Annotated in this window: 24 protein-coding genes; 14 read left to right on the top strand and 10 right to left on the bottom strand. The window is 33.6% G+C overall.

All coding sequences use genetic code 11. The annotated features are described in order from the left end of the window. Positions 1–13 precede the first annotated feature (13 nt). From AC0GLR_RS01420 to AC0GLR_RS01410, 3 genes are all read left to right on the top strand, one after another. Entirely contained in the window at positions 14–1,012 is a 999-nt protein-coding gene (locus tag AC0GLR_RS01420; protein ID WP_495605045.1) for a D-2-hydroxyacid dehydrogenase, read from the top strand. A 136-nt stretch (positions 1,013–1,148) separates the two neighbouring features. Next, positions 1,149–3,011 carry a cation:proton antiporter domain-containing protein gene (locus tag AC0GLR_RS01415; RefSeq protein ID WP_495605044.1) on the top strand — a complete coding sequence of 621 codons (1,863 nt, stop codon included), beginning with the start codon at positions 1,149–1,151 and terminating at the stop codon, positions 3,009–3,011. 90 nt (positions 3,012–3,101) lie between these two features. Continuing rightward, positions 3,102–3,296 (top strand): winged helix-turn-helix transcriptional regulator, encoded by a 195-nt coding sequence (locus tag AC0GLR_RS01410; protein WP_495605397.1) that lies wholly within the window; start codon positions 3,102–3,104, stop codon positions 3,294–3,296. A gap of 46 nt (positions 3,297–3,342) precedes the next feature. Here the strand turns inward: AC0GLR_RS01410 and AC0GLR_RS01405 are convergent, their stop codons facing one another. The 7 genes from AC0GLR_RS01405 to AC0GLR_RS01375 all read right to left on the bottom strand — a co-directional run bounded on the left by AC0GLR_RS01405 (position 3,343) and on the right by AC0GLR_RS01375 (position 8,092). Next, a complete protein-coding gene (locus tag AC0GLR_RS01405) occupies positions 3,343–4,143 on the bottom strand; it encodes a DUF6681 family protein (RefSeq protein WP_495605043.1) in 801 nt (266 codons plus the stop codon). After that, positions 4,143–4,670 carry a hypothetical protein gene (locus tag AC0GLR_RS01400; protein ID WP_495605042.1) on the bottom strand — a complete coding sequence of 176 codons (528 nt, stop codon included), beginning with the start codon at positions 4,668–4,670 and terminating at the stop codon, positions 4,143–4,145. The genes AC0GLR_RS01405 and AC0GLR_RS01400 overlap by 1 nt, the downstream gene beginning before the upstream one ends. A 58-nt stretch (positions 4,671–4,728) precedes the next feature. Continuing rightward, positions 4,729–5,295, bottom strand: coding sequence for a guanylate kinase (locus tag AC0GLR_RS01395; protein WP_495605041.1), 567 nt, complete (start codon positions 5,293–5,295; stop codon positions 4,729–4,731). Next, on the bottom strand, positions 5,288–5,707 hold the full coding sequence (locus AC0GLR_RS01390; RefSeq protein ID WP_495605040.1) for a bis(5'-nucleosyl)-tetraphosphatase: 420 nt from the start codon (positions 5,705–5,707) through the stop codon (positions 5,288–5,290). Before AC0GLR_RS01390 ends, AC0GLR_RS01395 begins: the two co-directional genes overlap by 8 nt. A gap of 52 nt (positions 5,708–5,759) precedes the next feature. After that, positions 5,760–6,893 carry a cation:proton antiporter gene (locus AC0GLR_RS01385; protein WP_495605039.1) on the bottom strand — a complete coding sequence of 378 codons (1,134 nt, stop codon included), beginning with the start codon at positions 6,891–6,893 and terminating at the stop codon, positions 5,760–5,762. A gap of 119 nt (positions 6,894–7,012) precedes the next feature. Next, positions 7,013–7,567, bottom strand: coding sequence for an NAD(P)H-dependent oxidoreductase (locus AC0GLR_RS01380; protein WP_495605038.1), 555 nt, complete (start codon positions 7,565–7,567; stop codon positions 7,013–7,015). A gap of 42 nt (positions 7,568–7,609) precedes the next feature. Further along, positions 7,610–8,092 carry a cysteine hydrolase family protein gene (locus AC0GLR_RS01375; protein ID WP_495605037.1) on the bottom strand — a complete coding sequence of 161 codons (483 nt, stop codon included), beginning with the start codon at positions 8,090–8,092 and terminating at the stop codon, positions 7,610–7,612. A gap of 89 nt (positions 8,093–8,181) precedes the next feature. Between AC0GLR_RS01375 and AC0GLR_RS01370 the strand changes: the two genes are divergently transcribed. Then, on the top strand, positions 8,182–8,805 hold the full coding sequence (locus AC0GLR_RS01370; RefSeq protein ID WP_495605036.1) for an SAP domain-containing protein: 624 nt from the start codon (positions 8,182–8,184) through the stop codon (positions 8,803–8,805). A gap of 3 nt (positions 8,806–8,808) precedes the next feature. Next, positions 8,809–9,441: a carbonic anhydrase family protein gene (locus AC0GLR_RS01365; RefSeq protein ID WP_495605035.1), complete on the top strand. Its 633-nt coding sequence runs from the start codon at positions 8,809–8,811 to the stop codon at positions 9,439–9,441. Here AC0GLR_RS01365 and AC0GLR_RS01360 read toward each other — a convergent pair. Further along, the gene (locus AC0GLR_RS01360; protein WP_495605034.1) at positions 9,433–9,753 is read right to left on the bottom strand and encodes a winged helix-turn-helix transcriptional regulator; all 321 of its coding nucleotides are present in this window, start codon (positions 9,751–9,753) and stop codon (positions 9,433–9,435) included. The genes AC0GLR_RS01365 and AC0GLR_RS01360 overlap by 9 nt on opposite strands. 115 nt (positions 9,754–9,868) lie before the next feature. Here AC0GLR_RS01360 and AC0GLR_RS01355 point away from each other — a divergent pair, with 115 nt between their 5' ends. Continuing rightward, on the top strand, positions 9,869–10,480 hold the full coding sequence (locus tag AC0GLR_RS01355) for a nitroreductase family protein (RefSeq protein WP_495605033.1): 612 nt from the start codon (positions 9,869–9,871) through the stop codon (positions 10,478–10,480). A gap of 85 nt (positions 10,481–10,565) precedes the next feature. After that, positions 10,566–11,483, top strand: coding sequence for a proline iminopeptidase-family hydrolase (locus tag AC0GLR_RS01350; RefSeq protein WP_495605032.1), 918 nt, complete (start codon positions 10,566–10,568; stop codon positions 11,481–11,483). 56 nt (positions 11,484–11,539) lie between these two features. Here the strand turns inward: AC0GLR_RS01350 and add are convergent, their stop codons facing one another. Beyond that, positions 11,540–12,553, bottom strand: coding sequence for an adenosine deaminase (gene add, locus AC0GLR_RS01345; RefSeq protein ID WP_495605031.1), 1,014 nt, complete (start codon positions 12,551–12,553; stop codon positions 11,540–11,542). Positions 12,554–12,688: 135 nt separating this feature from the next. After that, complete coding sequence (locus AC0GLR_RS01340; protein ID WP_495605030.1) at positions 12,689–14,230, bottom strand: ABC-F family ATP-binding cassette domain-containing protein; 1,542 nt, start codon at positions 14,228–14,230, stop codon at positions 12,689–12,691. 118 nt (positions 14,231–14,348) lie between these two features. Between AC0GLR_RS01340 and AC0GLR_RS01335 the strand changes: the two genes are divergently transcribed. From AC0GLR_RS01335 to asnB, 7 genes are all read left to right on the top strand, one after another. Further along, entirely contained in the window at positions 14,349–14,729 is a 381-nt protein-coding gene (locus AC0GLR_RS01335) for a VOC family protein (protein WP_495605029.1), read from the top strand. 37 nt (positions 14,730–14,766) lie between these two features. Next, positions 14,767–16,383, top strand: coding sequence for an APC family permease (locus AC0GLR_RS01330; RefSeq protein WP_495605028.1), 1,617 nt, complete (start codon positions 14,767–14,769; stop codon positions 16,381–16,383). A 75-nt stretch (positions 16,384–16,458) separates the two neighbouring features. After that, complete coding sequence (locus AC0GLR_RS01325) at positions 16,459–17,019, top strand: hypothetical protein (protein WP_495605027.1); 561 nt, start codon at positions 16,459–16,461, stop codon at positions 17,017–17,019. A gap of 71 nt (positions 17,020–17,090) precedes the next feature. Continuing rightward, positions 17,091–17,600 (top strand): YbhB/YbcL family Raf kinase inhibitor-like protein, encoded by a 510-nt coding sequence (locus AC0GLR_RS01320; RefSeq protein WP_495605026.1) that lies wholly within the window; start codon positions 17,091–17,093, stop codon positions 17,598–17,600. Between the two features lie 13 nt (positions 17,601–17,613). Beyond that, positions 17,614–18,087 (top strand): universal stress protein, encoded by a 474-nt coding sequence (locus AC0GLR_RS01315; protein ID WP_495605025.1) that lies wholly within the window; start codon positions 17,614–17,616, stop codon positions 18,085–18,087. An 81-nt stretch (positions 18,088–18,168) separates the two neighbouring features. Beyond that, positions 18,169–18,810: a helix-turn-helix domain-containing protein gene (locus AC0GLR_RS01310; RefSeq protein WP_495605024.1), complete on the top strand. Its 642-nt coding sequence runs from the start codon at positions 18,169–18,171 to the stop codon at positions 18,808–18,810. Positions 18,811–18,966: 156 nt separating this feature from the next. Next, the gene (gene asnB / locus AC0GLR_RS01305) at positions 18,967–20,871 is read left to right on the top strand and encodes an asparagine synthase (glutamine-hydrolyzing) (protein ID WP_495605023.1); all 1,905 of its coding nucleotides are present in this window, start codon (positions 18,967–18,969) and stop codon (positions 20,869–20,871) included. Positions 20,872–20,920 lie beyond the last annotated feature (49 nt).

The following is a 20,920-nucleotide window of genomic DNA, read 5'->3' as shown; positions in this document are numbered from 1 at the left end:
GGGGGATTATCTGATGAAAATTATTGCATATGGAATTAGAAATGATGAAAAACCTTATTTAGACGAATGGGTCGCTAAACATCCTGATGTTGAAGTTAAAAGCGAACCAAAATTATTAGATGAAGATACCGTTGATGAAGCAAAAGGTTTTGATGGAGTGGTAGCATACCAGCAAAAACCTTATACAGCAACAGTTTTAGATAGATTAGGCAGCTTTGGAATTAAATCATTATCATTGCGTAATGTTGGTGTTGACAATATTGATGCAGAAGCTGCTAAAAAGAATGGCATTAAAGTTTCCAACGTACCAGCTTACTCACCTGCTGCGATTGCTGAACTAGCTGTAACTGAAATGATGCGTTTATTACGGAAAACTAAGAAGTTCGAAGACAAAGAACGTCATGGTAACTTAACTTGGGCTCCTGATATTGCTGAAGAAATGAATCAACAAACAGTGGGAGTTTTTGCGACTGGACGAATTGGTCGTCAAGTAATTGATATCGTACGTGGATTTGGTGCTAAGGTAATTGCATATGATCCATACCCTAATCCTGAATTAAAAAAAGATGGTATTTATGTTGATACCCCCGAAGAACTTTACAAAAATTCAGACATTTTAACATTGCATGCTCCCGCATTAAAAGAAAATGAACATATGATTAACGATGAAACCATTAGTCAAATGAAAGATGGAATTAGAATTATTAATTGTGCTCGTGGTTCTTTAATTGATACAGATGCTTTAATTCGCGGTTTGGATAGTGGAAAAATTCAAGGAGCTGCCTTAGATGTTTATGAAGATGAAGTTGGCATATTTAACGTTGATTTTGGTAGTTTTGACAAAATTCCAGATGCTAGACTTAAAAATCTCATGGAACGCGACAATGTTTTAATTACTCCCCACATTGCTTTTTACACCAAAGTAGCAGTTAAAAACATGGTACAATATGCTTTAGATGCTAATGTATCATTAATTAAAACTGGTACTTCAGATAAAGAAGTAAAACTTTAATCGTCATTATCAAAAGACGCCCAAAATTTTTGAGCGTCTTTTTTACATATTTTTAGCCAAACCAACCAAAAACTTTTATAATGATAATCTGTGCTGAACTCATTTAGTAATCAACATTAATAACTTGGAGGACCCCATGAATCAAATTTCTTTAGTAGTAATATTGTTAGCAGCATTGCTAACCCCATTGGTACTTAATCGTTTTCACATTTCGGCTCTCCCTACTTCGGTAGTCGAAATTTTGGTGGGAATCGTATTAGGTCCTAGTTGTTTCGGACTAATTTCCAATAATGTTCCAATTTTACAATCCCTTTCTAGTATTGGTGTGATTGTTCTGTTGTTCTTAAGTGGAATGGAAATTGATTTTAGCTTATTTAAGCCAAAATCTAAAAATCCAACCGAATTACAGCAAAAGACAAATGCTAATGCTTCAAAGTACTCACCAGTACGCTTAGCCATTTACGGTTATCTCTCTATTATTGTCCTTTCATTTTTACTGGGAGGTTTAACCGTTATAACTGGTTTGTTTAGCGATATCTGGTTAGCTTCAATTTTATTTATGACCGTTTCGCTTGGGGTTGTTATTGCGGCGTTAAAGGAACGTAATACCCTTGGAACTGCCTTTGGTCAGACCATTCTTTTAATCTCTGCCTTAGGTGAAATCGTTCCAATTTTAGGTTTGACCATTTATGCTTCTATTTTTGGTACCGATTCAAAATCACTGTGGCTAACTTTGATTATCTTTGCAGTGGCAGCTCTCTTATTGATTAATTTTCGCAATTTCTTCCATAATTTAGAAGAAGTAAATAAATCTACCACCCAAATCGATATCAGACTGGCTTTTTTCATTATCGCTTTACTTTCAATCATCGCCGTAAGTGTTGGTTCTGAAGCAGTCTTAGGAGCATTCGTCGGAGGAATGGTTTATAAATTACTCCAACCTTCTGAATCAACTAAGGACAAATTAGATTCTATCGGATATGGCTTCTTCATTCCTATTTTCTTTATTATGAGTGGTGTTGGGTTGGATTTGAAAAAAATCTTGGCAGATCCAAAAGCTTTAATTTTAATTCCAGTTATTCTAGCAAGTTATTTACTTGCTAAATCTCTGTTATATCCCATCTTTAGATTACGTTTTAACAAAAGAAACTCGCTAGCTGGAACTGCCCTTCCGATGGCTACTATAACTATGGTATTGGCAATTTTAAGTGTCGCTAATAATATGAAAGTAATTACGTCACAGCAATCAGGTGCCTTCCTACTAGCTGCCATCATTACTTGTATTGTTGGTCCGCTTATCTTTAATCAACTTTTCACTCCGGATGCCGATATTTATCAAAACATTAAAGTTCATATTTTTGGTGTTAATATTATGACAGTCCCAGTTGCTCAACAGTTACAAAAGAGTTGGTACGACGTCAATATCTACACCGATAACTCAAAGAATTACGAAGCATTTAATTCTGAAACAAATGTTACTTTCTTAAAATCTTTAGATCCTAAATATCTCATTCAACAAGGATATTTTGATTGTGACATTGCTGTCTTTTCTTACTTTGACTCTGAAACAAATTATCAACTTGCAAAGGCTGCTGAAAAGTATGGAGTCAAGCGAGTGATTGCTCGTTTTGAAGATCGAAATATTCTTAATAGTCATGAAAAAGAATTAACTCAAATTGGCGTAGAAGTTTACAATACTTTTGCCGTTAATATTGCCATGCTGCGGGAATTAATTGAAGTTCCTTCAACCTTTAACATGATTAAATCCAACAGTGTGGAACTTCATGAAGTTACCCTCCGTAACCGTAACTTTGCGGGAGTTAAAATCAAAGACTTGCCTTTCCATTCTGAAATCACTATTAATCGAATCTTTAGAAATAAGCAAATGATTCATCCAACTGGTGATACTATTCTTCAATTAAATGATAAAATTATTTTTTCAACCAACTCGAATGATAGTAATAAGATTCGAGAAGCACTTGCAAAACTAAATTATTAAATTCAAAAAGAGACTTCCAATTATGTTGGGGGTCTCTTTTTTTGGAAAAATTTATTCAACTCCTTTAGTTGATGCAATCATTATGGTGGAATCATCAAAGCCCTCCCTGGGATCAGTACTCGCACTCTCTCTACTAGATTAAAGATGTTGGAACAAACAGGGATTGTAACTAGAATCGTTTTTAATACTAATCCACCGACCGTTGCTTATAAGCTAACTAAGAAAGGGCTGGATTTGGCGCCTATTTTAGTTTCAATGAAAAAATGGTCGGAAACATATAAATAAAAATAGCCTCAACTCTGCTTAGAGTTGAGGCTATTTTGAAATACATCTATTTTTTCTGATAAGCAATTCGTAACTCGATTTGATAATTTTTGGAATCTGTCATAATTCCAGTACGACCCATCATTTTATAAGTTCCACCAGTTAAATAAGCAGCAGCTAAATATAAAACGAATTCCTGTTGATTAATTTGACTAATGGATTGTAAACCCACCGTTTTAATTTTACCAACTGATCGAGCTTCAGCTTCATTGATTCCAGCATAAATAACGTAATCGTTATTGAGATGTTTCATAGAAAAGTAAGGGATAAGTGCCCCTTTTCCAATTGCATAAATTGGTTTTTTATTCTTTTTTAACAAACTATTTAATCCACGTTCCCCAAGTCCGCCATAATCAGTAGTCAATAACTTATTCTGAATCATTTCCTGTGCCAGAGTATTAATAAATTGCTGTTCATTAGGCGAAGATATCATCGTTGCTGGCATGGTTTTACGAGCATCAAATAATCCATTAGCAGGAATATCACGATACTGCATTCCTGATTTTTGTTGTGTTTCTTTGGGTTTGATGTGTAAAACTTTATAAATCCAAGGTGTGATATCAAACTTGGATGTTTTATTTAAAAAATAATACACAAAATTCAAGTATAAAAAATAAGCTAAAATAATCGTCACAGATAAAAGCATCAATCCCCACCATATATTGCCATTAGCAATAAACCGATAAGAAATGTAAGCCATATATAATTCACCTAAAAAACCTAAAATAACATAAAGTCGTGCTTTGGTTTTAGCTTCAATATTGATATATGAAAGCCAGGAGTTAATCCCATCTAAGAAACTAAACATTATTGATTACCTCCTTGGCTAGTAGTGGTACTGGCAGCTGGTTTAGTAGTTTCATTGGTATTCGCAGAACTACCACCATTATTATTGGAATCATTGTTGCTCGTTGTATCTGTCTTATTACTTTCTGTGTTTTTATTACTATTATCAGCATTATCTGAGTTAGACGTTGTACCTGAATTAGTGTTAGATTTATTGCCATCGTTATCATTATTATCAGTTTTGTTGGTATCTGTTTCGTTGTTATTTTTAGTCGAGTTATTGTTATCGTTTTTATCAGTATTATTTTGGTTGTTATCAGTTGTATCTTTATTATCATCCGTTTTTTTATCTGGATTAGATGTGGTTTTATTATCGTTATTATTCTGATCCGTTTTATTATTGGTGTCGCTATTCGAATTTGTCGTCTTAGTAACTTTGGCACCTTCTTGTGTGTGAGTTACCTTATTTGTTACCACGTTAGTAGCACCCAATGCTAAACAAATCGCAAAAATTGCAAAAGGCGTTAAAAATGGAGGAACTTTATTCATGTACTCATCTCCTTCAGTTTAGTAGCTTTTATTATTAACCTTTTTAATTAAAAAGAAGTTAATTATCCGTTAATTTTTTAATAATATTATCAAGTTGTATTTCGGTTTGCTGCCAATTTTCATTAATAATAATTTCTGCTTTTCCAACTAGTTGTTTTGGCAAAACTAAATCACGAATATCTTCTTTACTCTTAATACGGTGTTCGACTGCAGCAGGCTTATCACCCCGCTTTAGCATTCGTTGTCGTAATTCATTTTGATTATTAACCTGCATAAACAAAATAACTGCATGTTTTCCTAATTCTTTTTTGTAGGTAATAGCACCTTTGGTATCCAGTACTATTGAAACGATATTATTCTGCTCTAATGCTCGATGGATTGCTTCCCATGAAGAACCATATTGATGACCAGCATATTCCACTTTTTCTAGTAAGTGTAATTTAGCAAAACTAGCATCGGTTTCAAAATAATATTCAACTCCGTTTTTTTCGCCTGGACGTGGCGGCCTAGTGGTATGTGTGATAACTCGTGGAATTCCATATTTTTGTTGCAGATAATCCTGAGCTGATGTCTTACCGGTTCCTGCCGCTCCCGTTAAAACAATTACATATTGATTGTTATTCATAATGACTCCTAATGTACTGATTAGCAGCAGTTAAAGGTGGTTTTAAATTATCATAAGTTACTAATGTTAATGCTTCTTGGTAAGTACACCAACGATATTCACTGATTTCCTCCACTTGGCGCTTAACACTTACATCAGTTGGAACTTCCGCTACAAAGAAGGTAATAATTTTATGATTGCCATTTTTCATATCATACTCAACCTTAGTAGTGAAATTCGGATTAATTGTGGCAACTAATCCAGTTTCCTCTTTAATTTCTCGCTGAGCTGCTTCCACTAATGTTTCATTTCCTTCAACGTGTCCTTTAGGATAACCCCAAAAATCACTAGTCGCACTTTTTAATAACAAATACAACGGTTGTTTATCTTTCATCATAAAAACAAATGCACCGCCGTCAATTTCGTTTGTCATATTAATCGCCTCGCTTTATCTTTACAATAATTGTAACTTACTTTCACTTTGTTCACACGCTCTTAATACTCCATTTCAACATAATTGGTGACAAAATAGTTGTCAAAATTACTACTAAAATAATTTCAGAATATAGACTTGCAGATACCAAGTGACTCGACAAACCAATTTGAGCAATAATTAAAGCCATTTCGCCCCGTGAAACCATTCCCGAACCAACAATATTACTATCATGCCAATCAAAGCCGAATAATTTGGCTCCGACACCACAACCAAGCCATTTAGTTAGAATTGCTAAAATTGTCATAACCAATACTAGCAACCAGCCTTGCCATGAACTAACCATTTTTAATTCTAATCCCACCGAGACAAAAAAGATGGGAATAAAAAACGAATATCCGATTAAATTAGTACTATGAATTACTGTTTTCTTCGCAGACGTCATAGCTACCGCAATTCCTGCAAAAAAGGCACCTAATACTGAACTTAAGTGGGCTTCTTCCGCTAAATAAGCCATTAAAAAACATAAACAAATACCCACAATCGAAATTGCAATATCATCATTAAAATGAGACGTCAATTTAATAACTTCCGGTACTATCCATTTGATCATCACAATGATAAAAATCAAATATAACAGCTGCATACCAATGATTACCAGTGGACTAGCTGCTTGAGATTCAAAAATACTAGAAAATAAACTTAAAAGAATAATTGAAATCACATCGTCAACTACGGCAGCGCCTAAAATCACTGCTCCGGCAACCGTCTGCAATTTATCAAATTCCTGTAAGACCGCAACACTGATTGAAACCGAGGTTGCAGAAAAAATCACTCCCCAAAAAAGTGCATCCTTTAGTCCTTGATTCATTAATAACCCAAGTGCAAGGAAAACCAGCATAGGCAAAATCACTCCACAAGCTGCAATCCCAGTTGCTGATTTTAAATATTTTTTTACCTGTTCAAAATCACATTCCAAACCAGCTAAAAACATTAGTAAAACAATTCCCAAATTCGAACCAACTGAAATTAAATGATTGAGTTGCAAAATACCTAAAATTGCTGGCCCTAAAATGATTCCCGCTACAATTTGTCCAACTACCGTTGGCAAACCAATCCGACTTGCAAGATATCCCATTAACAATGCGCTAATCAAAATTAGACACATACCACTTAAATATTCCATAATACTCCTTTTAAAATGTTATTATCTTTATTATATTACATTCTAATTCACTGCTTTAAACCCAAAATAAAGACTATCAGCTCCAAATCGAAACCGATAGTCTTTTAAAAATCAATTTATTAGTTAAGTACGTAATCATCCATAAATTGTTCCAACTGTTTTTTATATGTCTGATATTCAGGATGACTAATAACATTATGAAACGAAATACTTTTTTCCGTCAAGGGCTGCAAACCACAATACTTCATTGCGTAATACAATGATTGCAAGACATCATCGACACTAGCTCCAGCAAAAAATTTGGTTGGATCATTAAATGCCGTAATGGGCGCATTCCAAGTTGTCGAGAATAAAAATTTCTTTCCTTGTAATAATCCTCCACGTCCATATTCAGACGAACCTGCGTAAAAAATTCCATGTTGTAAAACTCTATCTAAATATAATTTTAGTTTACCAGGAACATTGAACCAATAAACCGGAAACTGAAATATGATTAAATCAGCCCATAAAAATTTATTGATTTCTGCTAACGTATCATAATCTTCTACTGAAGATAATTGCACTTCTTCGTTTGCATCACGTAATTTTTTTACCATGACACCTATAAGTGATTGATTTAACTCACCTTTGTTACTAGGTGCTTTTTCATGGCCATTAATAATTAAAACTTTCATGTAATTACTTCCTTTCTTACTTATTATAAGTCTTTTGAAATATTAAGCGTCAATTACATTAGCAAATTTTCCGCTCCAAATTTTTTCATACCAATGATTAATTTGTTGTGCAGTTAATTTATCATTATCAAAAGTTGAAACAGAATTCATTCTAACTTGAATGTTAAATCCAAGATGAAAAGCAACCTTAACAGTAGTATCAATGCAGTACTCAGTTTGTGCCCCGCAAATTTCAATCTTTTGTAGGTGATTGATTTTCAAAAACATTTCTAAGCCAGTATTAAAAAAAGCATCTGGATAATATTTATTAAAATACGTATCACCATTCAAATTATGTAATTCTGAAAATAATTTCCAATCATTACTGAAAATGGCCATCTCATCATCAATATGCTGAATAAATACAACTGGTTTATGTTGATGATGATAAGCATCAATTCTACTATTAATGTTGTATACAACTTTTTCTTTGTTAGCAATACTTTCTAAACCGTTTTGCATATCAATTATTACTAAAGCATCCATTATTATTCCTTTCGTTGAATATTTTTAATAATTCCTTCTAGTTATTATTAGAATAATACACTAAGATTTAATATATAAGGAGAAAATATATGGATTTTAAAGATTTTAAAAAACAGTATTGGTACAAAACAGATTTACAACAATTGTGCCGTAAATATCATTTACCCACATATGGTACCAAAGCAGAGTTAGAAAATTACATAACTTTATATTTAAAAGGAACTCCTGCTAATCAAATCAAACCAGTTAGAACCGCTCCTAAAAATATTAACCGTTTAAATTCTAGTCAGATTACAACAACCACTAAATTATTAAATTCAGGTTTTAGTCTAAATAATGAAGCACGAAAGTTCTTTGCTGACTATTTTGCTGTAGATAAGTTTAATTTTAAAAAAATTATGGCAATCAAAATGAGAGAAGTTCAAAAAAATCAAGATCCAATGGCAACTGTTCAAGATTTAATTAACTTAGTTAATAACCCAAATTCCATGTCATCATTAATTACAGCTGAAGAAAAAACATATCAATGGAATAATTTTGTTAAATACTTCCGTAGTGACCCACAATCGAATAACTTTACACAACCACTAAAAGTGGCAGCTATTTTATGGAAAATAACCAAAAACAATGAACAATCTTCAAAAAAATATGTTCCTACAATGATTAAATCAAATTTCATTTACATAAAAAAATACTTAAAAAAGGAAAGATAATCGATGCTTAACTATAACAATCAGCCTAATTGGCCTAACAATTTTGGCCAACAACAATCTCCCATCAATTTAATCAGTGATAATGCTAATTTTCATCAAATGAATATTCCTTTCAAAATAACAAAGCCTTATAATTTTATGACCGAAAAAGACGATCAGACAACTATTAAACTTCTAGGAAACGGTTCAGCAATAATTTTCAACCGTCCTTTCCAATTCGTTCAAACCCATTTTCATTTTCCTAGCGAACATTTAATTAATGGAAAAAACTTCCCTTTTGAAATTCATTTAGTACATCAAAACGAAATTGGGCAAACTGCGGTAGTGGCCCTAATGGTTTCTTTAGGAGATCCCAACTCAAATATTCAATCAGTGATAGATAATTTTGCTACAAAGTCAGCTAAATCTATTCAAATTAATCAACTAGATTGGTTTCCGGATAATCCAACTGGATATCATTATCTCGGCTCTCTCACAACGCCTCCATTAATTGAAGGTATCGAATGGATTGTTATCGATAATCCTAAACTAACAATTAGCATGGATCAGTTAAAATGGTTTGAAACTCACTTTCAACCTAATAATCGCAACATTCAGTCGTTAAACCAACGGTCAGTAGATTTATATTCAAATTAAATTATTTTTGCCCCACTCATTTAATTCTTTCATAATTGGAATTAACCCTTGAGCTTTATCAGTTAAGCGATATTCAGAACGAAACGGCGCTTGGCTGCCAAAAACTCTTTTTGAAATTAATTTTTCAGTAGCAAGTGTTTCTAGAGACCTAACAAGCATAATATTGGTAATCCCGGGTGCTTTTCTTTTTATCTGGTTAAATCCAATCCCATCATTTTTATAAATCAACCATAAAATATTCAATTTCCATTTCCCAGCAAAGATATCCATTATTTTTGATATACCACAATCCCAATTAGATGTTGATTGCATTGTTATTCTCCTTTTTTAATTATAAGTTCAAGTTACAAAATTGTGCGTACTATTCATATTTGTTTTTTCTATTTATAGTGAAATTACTATAACTAATGGAAAAGGACAAATAATTATGAATTTTTTAGATAAATTAGACCAACGCAAATCTGTACGACATTTTCAACCCAATGTTGAAATAAAAGATAATGAAATTATCGATATATTAAATCATGCAGCCAATGCTCCTTCTAACAATAATTCTCAACCTTGGAAAGTAATTGTTATTAAAAATCAGCATATCAAAGATAAGCTAAAAATATTTTCGTATAATCAAGAACATGTTTCCGAAGCATCAGCACTCTTTTTAATCTTAGGAGACAAACAAAATTATAAAATTGAAAATTTGATTAATGCGAGTTTAAAATATCATCTCATTACGAAATCACAAGTAACAGAAAAACAGCAACGAATTAAAAAATACTTTTCTGTTCATCCAGAAGATCGAGAAGAAGAAGGCTTAAGATTAGATATCGGTTTGTTTAGTATGAATCTCATGCATGTATTAAGAGCTTATGGCTATGATTCAGTACCAATGCGTGGAATTGAATTTGATAAAGTTATGAAATATTTAGATTTACCCAATAATTGGTCACCAATCTTACTTTTACCTGTAGGAAAAGCAAATAATGATGGTCATCACCATAGTCGTGAAAATGCCGAAACTTTTACAAAAATCATTCACTAATTTTAATCATAATTGAAACATTCCAACCACTTACATTTTGTCGATAGTGGTATCATGGTAATAAATTTAAAAAGTAGGTGTAAATATGAAACAGGGAACAAAAATAATTACATTAGACAATGGCTATCACTTATGGACTAACACACAAGGCGAAGGCGATATTCATTTACTAGCTTTACATGGTGGACCTGGTGGAACTCACGAATATTGGGAAGATACTGCTAAACAACTTAAAAAACAAGGCTTAAATGTCCAAGTTCATATGTACGATCAATTAGGTTCTTGGTATTCAGATACTCCTGATTGGGATGATCCTAAAGTTGCTAACAATATTGAAACTTACGAATATTTTGTTGATGAAGTTGAAGAAGTTCGACAAAAATTAGGCATCGACAAATTCTATTTAATTGGCCAATCATGGGGCGGAGCATTAGTCCAAATGTACGCTGCTAAATACGGTGATCACTTGAAAGGTGCCATTATTTCATCAATGGTTGATCGCATCGACGATTACACTAAGCATTTAAATCAAATTAGAAAAGAAGCTTTGACTCCTGATGAACTAGCTTACATGCAAAAATGTGAAGCTGAAAATAACTACGATAACGATCGTTACCAAAAGTTAGTTCAAAAATTAAACGATCAATATGTTGATCGAAAAAAACCAGCTGCAATTGCTCATTTAATCGATACTATGAGTGTTCCACTTTACAATGCTTTCCAAGGCGATAACGAGTTCGTTATTACTGGAAAACTAAAAGATTGGAATTTTACTGATCATCTTAAAGATATCAAAGTACCAACTTTAGTTACCTTTGGTGAACACGAAACTATGCCAATGGAAACTGGAAAACGAATGGCAAAGATGATTCCAAATGCTCAATTCGTTTCAACTCCTGAAGGTGGTCATCATCACATGATTGATAATGCTCCTGTTTACTACGACCATTTAGCAACTTTTATCAAACAAGTTGAAAATGGTACCTTTAATCAAACTAAATAATTAAAAAATGCTTCCGAATCATTATCAATCGATAATGTATTTCGAAAGCATTTTTATTATTTTGTAGTTTCAAACTCGGAAATTTCTTTTAATATTTTAGCTTTAACTGTTTCATCTGCAAATGAGTGACGCATGGCATTCTCATTACACTGTCGTAATTGATCTTTCGTCATGCCATTATATTTAGCCATATGGTAATATTCTTCAGTTAAATTAGTGTCAGAAACAGTCCGATTATCAGTATTGATACATAATTGTTGTCCTTGTTGCATCCAATGCTGAAATGGGTAATCAGCTAAACTAGCGATTGCTTTAGTTTGAACATTGCTAGTCGGACAACCCTCAATACAAATATCACGTTCTTTTAATAATTTTTCAACTTTTTCATCACCCTTAACAGCAATTCCGTGACCAATACGTTTACTTCCAACCTCCACGGCTGCCTGTACATTTTGAGGACAACCACATTCACCAGCATGTAAAGTTAACTGGACATCTTGATCATCAACTACCAGCTTTAAAGCATCTTGATAAGTTTTTACAAATCCGTCTACTTCTGGACCAGCTAAATCCATCCCGACTATTTTTTCTGACATAGATTGTTGAAAAACCTGCATTACTGCTTGTTCATCATCTGTACGCATACCACAAACTAAAATATTACCAAACATTTTAAAATCATGCTCGGCTTTAGCAATTCCTTTAGCAACTGATTCAATTGTTTCTGCAACTGTTAGTCCTTGCTTAGTTGATAAACTTGGAGCAAAACGAATTTCAATGTAACAAACACCATCAGCATGTGCTTGCTCCATCACATCGTAAGCAGCCATTTCTAATGCTGGTGCAGTTTGTAAAAACTGGACAACAAAATCAAATGTTTTTAAATAGTCATTTAAATTTTGGACATCTTTGGAACTTACCATGGCATCCGTCACTTCCAGCATGCTAGCATCAACTAATTTTCCTTGTCTTCTCGCAATTTTTCGTAAAGTATGCGGCTTAATGGATCCATCTAAGTGACAGTGAAGTTCGGCTTTCGGAAATCTTTGAATCTCAGCTCGTGATAACATTGCGATTCCTCCTTATTTCATTTTCGATTAAATTGTCACTATCCTACCGAAAACTACTCTTTTTTGCAATCTTTACAACCTATTAAATAAAACAAAGGCGAACCTTTTAAAGGTTCGCCTTTTAGCTTATTCGGTTTATCTTAAACTTAATTTTTCAACATCAATTTTTTTATCAGCTAAGCCTTCATAAAAACTTGCCTCATGACTAACCACAATCGCATTTCCAGGGAAATTCTTTATTGCTTTTTTCAATGATTCTTTCGTTTCATCATCCAAATGATTAGAAGGTTCATCAAGAATTAAGAAGTTGCTAGGCACAAATTCCATCAGCGCCAACTTAATCTTCACTTGCTCTCCCCCGGATAAAGTACTAATTTTTTTAAATGCATTAGAAGCATCTAAACCAGCTCGTGCTAGTTTACTTCGAATCTCTTTTTGTGTGAGTTTCGGATATTTATCCTGAATAATCTGCATTGGTGTTGCATCCGGATTATCCCATACCAAGTCCTGGCTAAAATAATTAATTTTGACTGAAGGGGAAAAAGTAGCAGTTCCACCTAATGGTTTAATAATTCCTAAGATACTTTTAATTAAAGTTGATTTACCAACTCCATTAAATCCTTGCAAACCAACTTTTTGATCAGTATCAACCGAAAAAGTTACTGGACTTAACAACGGTTTGTCATAGCCAACGGACAATTCATTAACCACCAAAGCGTTTTGAGACCCAGTTTCTTCATAAGGAAAATTAAATTCGGCTTTAATATTACTCTTAGGCGGCTCAACCACATCCATCCGATCAAGCATCTTTTCTCGTGATTTAGCCAAGGTTGAACGACTACCAGCTTTAAACTTCTGAATGAACTTTTTAGCTTTGCCAATCTCAACCTGTTGTTTTTCATATTCACGTTGTTGGGTTTTAATTTTTTCATCCTTTTGCCGCATTGCAGACTTAAAATCACCTCGATATTTGGTAATCTTGCCAAATGCTACGTTTACAATACAGTTTGTAACGGGTTCTAAAAAATCATAATCATGGGAAATGATGATGGCTGCCCCTGCAAAACTATTCAAGTAATCTTTTAACCATTCAATATGTGCCGTATCTAAATAGTTAGTTGGTTCATCCAGCAAAAGCACGTCCGGATTTTCTAAAATCAGCTTGGCCAAAATAATCTTAGAACGTTGTCCTCCACTCATGTTGGAAATCTCATGATCTCTGCCAATATCATCAAGCCCTAAACCTGTAATCACTTGTTCAACTTTAGTTTCAATGTCATAAAAATCGTCCGCTTCCAATTGTTCTGAAATTCGTCCGGCTTTTTCCAGTAAATCATCGTCCATTGTTTCTGCATATTCATTATATAACTGCGTCATTCGCTCGTTTTTTTCATATAAATCAGCAAAAGCCGTATGCAAAAATTCAATTAGTGTCATTCCATCTGGAATATCAACATACTGATCCAAATATCCAACTTTGGTTCCTTTTTGCCATTTAATCGAACCTGATTCTGGTAATTCCTTCCCAGTTAAAATCTTAATTAAAGTAGATTTCCCTACTCCATTTTGACCGACCACTCCCATATGTTCGCCTTTATTTAATTGAAAGCTTGCATTGGAATATAATTTTTTATCTGCAAAACTCATACTTAAATCTGTTACATCTAATAGTGCCATTTATTCACCCGAATTCCTTTCAATACCTAACTATAACAGTAACATGCGAATTAAATTGGAGTCAATTTAGGATTAATGTTATACTAGTATGTATCTTTTTGAAAAGGAGCTGAGATATTTGAGGGTACAAGACATAGATTATATTGAATTAACGGTTGACGACTTAGAACAAGCAGCCCGTTTTTACCATGAGGTCCTCGACCTTTCAATTATCTATGAAGAAAATACTAAGATGATTTTTCAATTAGGTAAACAAAAATTAGTTTGTCGAACTCCTGATGATAAAGATCTCACTGCTGATCATCCAACAGTTGGTTCGACGACATTCAGTATTCTTGCAAAAGATTCTCTTCATACAATCCAACAACATTTAGCAAATTATTTTATTGAAATTATAAAAGGGCCGGTAAAAAGTACTTTAAAAAATAAAACTGCTATTTCACTTTATATCAATGACCCTGCTGGAAATTTGATTGAGATTAGAGAATACGAAAAATAAAACTTATAGATTTTAAGAAAGGAATTTAATTTTATATATGACTAAAAATAACAACAACGGTGTAGCAAAGCCAAAAATGTCTTTGTTTAGTGTCGTAATGTTAGCTTTAAGTTCAATTATTGGTTCAGGTTGGTTATTTGGATCATGGGAAGCTGCAAAAATCTCTGGTCCGGCTGCTATCATTTCCTGGATTATCGGTGCCATCGTAATTGGTGCCATTGCTTATATTTATATCGAACTAGGTACTATGTTTCCAGAAAGCGGAGGTATGAGTAAGTACGCTGGCTATACGCACGGCCCGCTACTTGGTTTCATTGCTTCTTGGGCTAACTGGGTTTCATTAGTAACACTGCTTCCAATTGAAGCAGTTGCTGCGGTTCAATACATGAGCTCATGGCCTTGGTCTTGGGCAAGTTGGACTCACGGATTTGTTGCCAATGGAACCGTTACTACAGTTGGTTTAATGGTAGTCTTCATTTTTATTTTAGTTTTCACGCTATTAAATTATTGGTCAGTTAACTTATTAACTCGTTTCACGAGTTTAACCTCTATTTTCAAATTAGTAGTTCCAACTATTACTATTATTATGTTAATTATTTCTGGTTTCCATACTGGTAACTTTAATAATCCTCATTTTGGTGGTTTCTTACCATATGGAACTGCCCCAATCTTTGCTGCTACAACTGTTTCTGGTATTATTTTCTCTTACAATGCCTTTCAAACTGTTATTAATGTTGGGGATGAAATCACTAATCCTAAGAAAAACATCTGGCGTGGAATTGTGATTGCATTATTAATTAGTATTGTGATTTATGTAATGCTCCAATTCACTTTCATTGGTGCTTTAAAGCCATCAATGATTGCCAAATATGGTTGGCATGGTATCAACTTTGAATCCCCCTTTGCCGACTTAGCAATTATGTTAAACATTAACTGGTTGGTTATTCTGTTATACTTAGATGCCTTCGTATCACCATTTGGTACTGGTGTTTCTTTCGTAGCATCAACCAGTCGTACTTTAGCTGCTATGACTCAAAATGGTCATATGCCAAAAATTCTTGGAAAAATTGACAAAAAATGGGGAACTCCACGAGTTGCCATGATTGCCAACTGGATTATTAGTTGTATTTTAGTTTCTGTCTTTAAAAACTGGGCAATTTTAGCCAGTGTTATTTCAACTTCTACTTTGATTGCTTACGTAACTGGTCCAGTTACTTTGATTGCTTTACGTAAACATGCTCCTCAATTTAAACGTCCGGTTACTATTAATATTCCAAATATTGTAGCACCTTTCTCGTTTGTGTTAGCCAGTTTAGCAATTTACTGGGCAATGTGGCCTACTACGGTTGAAGTTATTTTAGTAATCGTTTTAGGTTTACCATTCTATTTCTTCTACGAAGGAAAAATGAATTGGAAAAACTGGCGTAAAAAATTCAACGGAAGTTTATGGATGTTAATTTATCTAGCCTTCATGTCTGCCTTTTCATATATTGGCTCTGCACCATTTGGTGGACAAAACTGGATTCACTATCCTTATGACTTTATCGTTATTATTGTTGCTTCATTATTCTTCTTCTATTGGGGTGTTAACAGTTACCAAAACACCAAAGAAATGGATAATGCTAAGACTGTTAATGACAAGATTAAAAATTAATAGATAACATTAATAATGACATGAGTCTTTTTAGACCATGTCATTATTAGTCTCTTGGAATGGATGGAGGAAATTATGAAAAATCAAGATCCAGACTCAAGATACCAACGTTACGATTTTAATGTTGATGGTCAAAAACGAAGAACTCATAAAAAGGCATTAATTTGGCCTTGGATTTTAGGTATGGCTATCATCGTTTTGGCATTGGCATTTGGTATTAGATATGAAATCAATAAACACACGAATTCACAAACCAAGCCTACAACTGCAAAAGTCGCATCCAACCAAAAATCAACTACAAATCGAAAGTCTGACACTAAAAAATCTAAGCCTAAGGCTCTTAATAAGACAAAATCTAAGCAAAATGATTCTAAAGCTACAGACCCTGAACCTGCATCTTCTTCTAACAATAATCAGAATAATGTGACCAACGATGCTACTACTCAAAAACCAGCAGTAAAAACCAGCCCCCAACCTATAAATTCGACCTTTGCTCAACCACGCACCTTCAATTCTGTAGAAGATGCTAAAAATTGGGCTAAAACAACCCAAAGTCAATGGCTTGATGCTGGTTATAATAACTACACAATTACTCAAAATGGACAAGGATTTTATGTTCTAACTTTCGTTAAATAAGGAGTTTTCGGACTCCTTATTTTTTATATTCATTTATTTTTAAGTTATAATAAATTTAGGAGGAATTGATTATGAAAATTAATGTTCCACTAATAAATGGATATTTACCAGATAAATATACTAAACATGCACCTGCTAAAGATAAAATTGGTTCCAATCCAATTATTTCTTTCCCAATCAAAATTGAATCAGTACCAGAACAAGCTGCTTATTTAGCTCTTGTTTTATTAGATGACGATGCTATCCCAGTTTGTGGTTTTACTTTCATTCATTGGGTTGCAGCTAATATCAATCCAAAAACAACTCAAATTCCCGAAAATAGTAGTCAAGACGGTTCTATAAAAATGACTCTTGGGAAAAACAGTCTTGCAGGTGGTTTAATTAATGAACAAAATCCAGTTTTAAACGAACATTATACTGGACCTACACCTCCTGACCAACCGCATAATTATCATTTATATGTTTATGCTTTAGATCAGGTATTAGACCTACATGATGGATTTTGGTTAAACGAATTACAACAAAAAATAAATCATCATCTTTTAACTACTGCTGAACAAGTGTTGCCAGTAAAAAATTAATTGGAGGATCATTATGTTAAATGAATACAAACGTATCTTAGTTCCTGTCGATGGTTCGAAACTTTCTGAAGATACTTTACTCAAGGCTGCAGAAGTTGCCATGCGTAATCAAGCCCGTGTCGATGTTTTAAATGTACTAAATACCACAAGTTTTGGATTTAGTTATGGAGTGATTGATAGCGATGCCATTACACAAATGGTTGATGATCAAATCTCTTACCTAAAAAATTTAGTTAAAATCACCAAAGAAAAAACTGGAATTACTGATATTCATATGCATGTTCGTTTTGGTAGTCCTAAAAATATTATTACTTATGATTTTACTCATGACTACGATACCGACTTAATTATGATGGGAGCAACTGGTAAAAATGCTGCTGAAAGAATCTTTGAGGGTTCAGTTGCCAGCTTCGTTAATAGTCATGCCCCTTGTGACGTCTTAATTGTGAGAACTGGATTAGATAATAAATTATTACCTAAAAAATAAGCTTTTAGGATCAGAATGCCTACTGGAGGAATTCAGTAAGCTTTTTTATTGCCTAAAATTATTAATGAAAGGGGAAAATCATTGAATCTTGCGGAAAAATTAAAACAGACTCGCCAGCAGCAGAATTTAACCCAATCAGAAGTTGCTAATCGATTAAATGTATCAAGAAAAACCATCTCTAGTTGGGAAACTGGTCGCAGCCTTCCAAACTTTGATCTCGTTAATCAACTAGCGGATTTATATCATATTCCTACTAGTCAATTAATTAGCGATGGCAAACAATCAAATCATGATGCGAAAATAAGTTATCGTACCAAATTAATTCGTTATAAACGTTGGGGTTATATTAGTAAATATGCGTATTACTTTGACCTAGTTTTAATTTTGGCTAGTTTAGTGATTTTATTAACTCCATTTTCACTTAAAAATCTCTGGATTACACCACTTTTAATTATTGATTTATCAATTATTTTTCTCTATGAAAGTCATTGGAAAACAATTACTGATAATCAGCCGCTGATGCGGAAATTAATGATTGTCGTTCCCCTAATCTTTCTTGCGGTTTTTGCAACTGGATATATTTTAAATGTTTATATTTATCACAATTTTGCTTTATTTCATAATCCAGCAAATTTAATTGGCATATTGATTCTAACTTTAACTATGACTGCTAGTATCTTAATAGCCATTATTTTCCCGCTTAAACGACTCACAGTAAAATGACCATGTAACATTTGTCTAAGCCCATTCTAATCAGTAATGTAACCTTTTCTTAGACAAATGTTAACCTGTTTTAGCTGGAAAAAAATGGGATTTCACGTAAAATAGAAAGTATAGAAATTTTAAATTCTGATTTAATTAAACAAAGGAGTAAATAATATGTGTGGATTTACTGGATATATTAATCAAGATGGCATCGCCAATAAAGAGACCATCAAAAATATGGCTGATAAGATTAAACATCGTGGTCCTGATGATAGCGGATATTTTCAAAATGAAGATGTTTCAATGGGATTTCGTCGTTTATCAATCATTGATTTAGCTCACGGAGCTCAACCAATGTATGGTGATGACAAAACCGATGTTTTAACCTTTAATGGTGAAATTTATAATTACAAAGATTTACAAAAAGAATTAATTGAAGCTGGACAAACTTTTAAAACTGATTGTGATTCAGAGGTATTGATTCGCGGTTATGAAGCTTGGGGTCCTAAAAAGTTGCTTAGCAAACTTCGAGGTATGTTTGCCTTTGTAATCTATGATCAAAAGAAACATCAAGTTTTTGGTGCTCGTGACCACTTCGGTATCAAGCCGCTTTACTATTATGATGATGGCAAAAACTTTATGTGGGGATCAGAAATCAAATCATTTTTGCCTAATCCCAACTTTAATAAACAATTAAACGAAGATTTATTGGCAATTCAACTTAGTTTTGAATTTATTCCTTCTAAGGAAACAATGTTTAAAAATGTTTATAAAGTAATGCCTGGTCAATATTTCGTTTACAAAGATGGTAATGTAACCACCGATACTTACTACAAATATAATTACGACCACATTGATCATAATCAAACAATTGATGAAGATGCTAAAAAAATTGAAGGCTTAGTAGCTGATTCTGTAAAAGCACATATGATTGCAGATGTTCCCGTTGGTAGTTTCTTATCTAGTGGAGTTGATTCTAGTTATGTCTTTACTGAAGCCGCTAAACTACAACCAATTCATTCTTTCTCAATCGGATTCAATGACTCTAAATTTAGTGAATTATCCTGGTCAACCAAGTTTGCCAAAGAACTTGACCAACCTAATACTGCTTTAACCATGACTGGTGATGATTACTTTGATTTCTTACCAACAATGATGTATTACATGGATGAACCACTTTCTAATCCATCTGCACCACAACTCTTTTATCTTTCCCAAGGAGCTAGAAAAGACGTTCCTGTTAGTCTTTCCGGTGAAGGTGCAGATGAATTCTTCGGCGGTTATAACACTTACCTAGAAGCATTTACTTTTGAACGTTATCAAAAATTAGTTCCTGGATTTATTCGTAGTGCTTTGGGTAAAATTGCCGCTAAGTTCCCTCGCTTCCATGGACGTCGTTTCTTAATCCGTGGTGCTGAACCATTGTGGCGTCGTTACTACCGAGTTAACTACGTCTTTGATGAAGTTGATCGTGCTAAAGTCTTAAAGAATCCAGCGTTGAATCGTGATACTGCTGAATATACCAAACACATTTTCGATGATGTCGCTAACCAAGACGAAGTAACACAAGAACAATACTTCGATATTAATACCTGGTTGCCATTTGATATCCTGCATAAGGCTGATCGAATGAGCATGGCCAACAGTTTAGAAGTACGAACTCCTTTAGTTGACAAAGTGGTTGCTAACTTCGCTGCTACTATGCCAACTAAAACTCGAATCACATTTGAGGATGGCAAGCCGGTTACCAAAGTTTCATTTAGAAAAGCCGCTGCTTCCCAAGTTCCAAAAGTCGTAGCCGACAAAGAAAAACTTGGATTTCCATCTCCAATTGCACAATGGATTAATGATCCAAAATATCATGAACGAATTGTAAAAGCCTTTCATTCTGATATTGCCCAAAAATTCTTCAACGTGGACAATTTGGACTATATCCTTAAACAACATGCTGAAGGTAAATCAAGTATGCAAAAGATTTTCACTATTTATACTTTTATTCTCTGGTATGGTGTTTACTTCCCTGAAAATACCAATATGAATTATGCTGATGAAGTAGTGCTAACACCAACAGATCGTTAAACAAAAATCCTGAATTCCAATTGGAGTTCAGGATTTTTAATCTTAACTA

Source organism: Fructilactobacillus sp. YLN 2412, from assembly GCF_059488745.1.
The sequence above is the reverse complement of the archived record's forward strand: the minus strand, read 5'-3'. Positions and strand labels throughout refer to the sequence as shown.